This window comes from Kitasatospora sp. NPDC059803, assembly GCF_042732255.1.
GTDB lineage: Bacteria > Actinomycetota > Actinomycetes > Streptomycetales > Streptomycetaceae > Kitasatospora.
The window spans coordinates 1-1494 of record NZ_JBHWIJ010000058.1 but is presented as its reverse complement, the minus strand read 5'-3'; the positions used below and the strand labels follow the sequence as shown (position 1 = coordinate 1494).

At 77.8% G+C, this 1494-nt stretch carries 1 protein-coding gene; it reads right to left on the bottom strand.

The window, feature by feature from the left end:
* Positions 1-1186: PP2C family protein-serine/threonine phosphatase (locus tag ACFV6I_RS12705; RefSeq protein ID WP_380424982.1), on the bottom strand; the 1186-nt coding region annotated here is incomplete at its 3' end.
* Positions 1187-1494 lie beyond the last annotated feature (308 nt).

Genomic DNA, 1494 nt, shown 5'->3' with positions numbered 1-1494 from the left:
GGTGGGGCGGGCCCGGCGGTGGCGGGCCGGCGGGGGCGGGGGGGGTCCCGGCGCCCCAGAGACCCCGCCCGGGGCGGTCGTCGTTGATGTCCCGGGCCACCGTCTCGATCAGCGCGGCCGCCGCACCGGCCCCCGCGCCCGGACCACTGCCGGGCACCAGCCGGTCCGCCTCCCCCATCAACCGGTCCATCCCCTCGGAGAGGTCCCGGCCCGGCTCCTCGACCATGCCGTCGGTGCACAGCATCAGCACGTCGCCGCGGTTCAGCCGGCCGCGCACCCCGTCGAACTTCGCGCCGTCGTAGATCCCGAGCAGCGGGCCCTCGGCCTCCTTGACCTCCCAGCGCCCGGCGCCCGCCAGCCGCTGCATCCCCGGCAGGTGCCCGGCCGACAGCAGCTCGTACTCGCCGGTGTCCAGGTCCAGCACCAGGTGGACGGCGGTCGCGAAGCCCTCCTCCCAGGACTGGCGCAGCAGGTAGCCGTTGGCGGCGGGCAGGAAGTCGTGCGCGGGCAGCGAGCCCACCAGGCCGCCGAAGGCGCCGGAGAGCAGCAGCGCGCGGGAGCCGGCGTCCATGCCCTTGCCGGAGACGTCCGCGAGGACCACCTCCAGCAGCCGCTGGCCCGGGCCGGTGCGGGCGGCGACCACGAAGTCCCCGGAGAAGGACTGCCCGCCGGCCGGGCGCAGCGCCATGTCGGCGTGCCAGCCGTCCGGGAGCTCCGGCACCCGGCTCTGCACCCGCAGCCGCTCGCGCAGGTCGAACAGCATGGTCGAGCCGCCCCACCAGGGCACGCCGACCCGGGCCCGGAACTGGGCCAGCAGCAGGCCGCCCACCCCGGCGGCGCCGACCACCAGGGCCGCGCCCGGGGTGACGCCGTAGACGTAGGCCTCGGGGTTCTCGCTGGCCACCCGCTGGCCGGTGTGGATCACCGACTCGGCGGACAGGCCGAGCGCCGCCAGCGCGTACAGCACCACCAGGCTGCCGGGGCGCAGCAGCAGCGCGCCGGCCAGGATCGGCAGGACCAGCGCGGTGGGCGGGGCCCAGGCGGGGATCCAGATGTTGAGCAGGATCAGCAGCGGGACGAGCAGGGCGAGGGCGCAGAGCACCGGCCAGTCGGCGGCGCCGCCGCGGAAGTAGTCGACACCGGCCGTGCGCAGCCTTCGGCGGACCCGGCGGAGCCTCCTGCGCAACCGGGCCGTCACGGGTCCGGACGCCGTGGCGGCGCCGGGCCTCGTCGCAGTCGTCTGGGGCGGTGCGCCCGGCGGTCTGCCAGCCATGGGGCCCGACCTTATCCACGGGCACCGCCCGGCGTCGACGGGCCGGACACGAGCGGGTGCGCCGTGGCGCGGGCCCGTCAGTCGGTTTCGGCCGATTGCCGCGACGGCGGGCGCGGCGTCAGGAGGCGTGCGCCGGTTGGGCGTACGATCCACGCGGGCGGCGCACGCGCCCCGCGCGCTCAGGCGCGGGGGCGCGCGCAGCGGGGGGGGCGGTCTCGAGC